At 32.8% G+C, this 2,088-nt stretch carries 1 protein-coding gene; it reads left to right on the top strand.

The window, feature by feature from the left end:
* Nucleotides 1-476: 476 nt before the first annotated feature.
* Nucleotides 477-1,679 carry an L-lactate MFS transporter gene (locus KI356_RS27150; RefSeq protein WP_128279977.1) on the top strand — a complete coding sequence of 401 codons (1,203 nt, stop codon included), beginning with the start codon at nucleotides 477-479 and terminating at the stop codon, nucleotides 1,677-1,679.
* The last annotated feature ends 409 nt before the right edge of the window (nucleotides 1,680-2,088 follow it).

Here is a 2,088-nt window from a genome sequence, read left to right as displayed (position 1 = left end):
TTATTAGATATATTAAACCACGTATAGATATATTAGTGAATGTTTAGTTTTATTTATCAATAAAATATTTGTTGTTTAATAAAAATTAAAGTGCAACATTATGTAAATGAATTATATATTTTCTATTTTTATGTAGAAAATTGTAAAAAACGTTGTAATTCTGTATGTTTCGTTAGAAAAACAAAATATACGGTCGACGCATAATTTTTTATAAAAGCTGCTACGAAAACCCCCGTAAGTTGTATAGATGCAAAACATTATAAAAGCTGCTACGTATTTAACAAGTAGTTTTTTGTATTTCACCCTTCGTTTTATGTAACTGGTTCCATATATTTGACGCTCCGTCTTGTAAGTGCTTACATAGACGGGAATGTCCTATACAATGAAGTTGTTAAATCAAATGAGGTGGCGAAAATGAAAATAAAAAAAGCATATTTAGCGAATAGCATTGAAATAGAAAGAGGAGGAGAAATGGTATGAAAAAATCATCGGTTAATCCATGGCTTGTTGTTCTTGGCACAGTCATAGTACAAATGGGGCTTGGAACGATATATACATGGAGCTTATTCAATCAGCCTTTAGTTAGTAAATACGGTTGGAGTCTTAACGCAGTTGCTATAACTTTCTCAATTACTAGTCTTTCTTTAGCGTTTTCAACTTTGTTTGCAAGTAAATTGCAAGAAAAATGGGGACTTCGTAAACTAATTATGATAGCTGGACTAGCATTAGGACTAGGATTAATACTTAGTTCACAAGCTTCCTCATTAGTATTACTTTATGTACTAGCAGGATTTGTTGTAGGTTATGCAGATGGTACAGCATATATCACTTCACTATCCAATTTAATAAAGTGGTTTCCAGAGCGTAAAGGTTTAATCGCTGGTATTTCTGTCTCTGCATATGGTTCGGGTAGCTTAATCTTTAAATACATTAACGCACAATTGATTGAATCAGTTGGTGTATCACAAGCGTTTATATACTGGGGTGTAATTGTTACAGCTATGATCGTGATTGGCGCTTGTTTAATCCATCAAGCTGCTGATCAAGGTGCAGTTCAGGAAACAAAAACTAAAGAATATACAACAAAAGAAATGCTAGGCACAAAACAAGTATACTTATTATTTATTATGTTATTTACATCATGTATGAGTGGCTTATACTTAATTGGTATGGTAAAAGACATCGGTGTTCAACTTGTAGGGCTTAGCGCAGCAACAGCAGCTAATGCGGTGGCTATGGTTGCAATCTTCAATACATTGGGTCGTATCATTCTGGGACCGTTATCAGATAAAATTGGCCGTTTAAAAATCGTTACTGGTACTTTTGTTGCTATGGCGGCTTCAGTCTTGGTTCTAAGTTTCGTAGATTTAAATTATGGTATCTACTTCGTCTGTGTAGCAAGTGTAGCGTTTTGCTTTGGTGGAAATATCACTATTTTCCCAGCTATTGTTGGTGATTTCTTCGGTATGAAAAACCATAGTAAGAACTACGGAATTGTGTATCAAGGATTTGGATTTGGAGCGCTTGCAGGTTCCTTTATCGGTGCACTTCTAGGTGGATTCAAACCAACCTTTATGGTGATCGGAGTATTATGTGTCGTGTCATTCATTATCTCAATTTTAATTCAAGCACCTAATCAGAAAAAAGAAAAAGAAGAAGAGTATCGCAGCGTAGCGTAAGTATATAAATCTTCTATTACACTACTATAACTAAAAAGTACCCTAATAAATAGGGTGCTTTTTTATGGTATATTATAAAATTACGAAAGGGAAGTGGATGACAAACCACTTCCTTTTTTCTTCATGAACTATGTTTTTAGTATTTGCCTTTATTCAGGCTTTATTATCTTCGGAATTTTCTCAAACAGTGAAATCAACAGTATCTAAATTTTTTGGAAATCTTTATAAGCTAAAAAAATCAATATAGATAGTTGTATTTACAAAAGTGCAGCAATATTTATCTGAAAAATAAAAAAAGATTGACAAGTTAAATGAGAGAGATTATCATTTCGGTGTAGGTTATAAGTGAAAGTGATTATCAAGTGAGTGGTTTTCTGTACTTGTTATAATAAAAGCAATATTGATATTA

This window comes from Bacillus hominis (assembly GCF_018332515.1).
Classification (GTDB): Bacteria; Bacillota; Bacilli; order Bacillales; family Bacillaceae_G; genus Bacillus_A; species Bacillus_A hominis.
The sequence above is the reverse complement of the archived record's forward strand: the minus strand, read 5'-3'. Positions and strand labels throughout refer to the sequence as shown.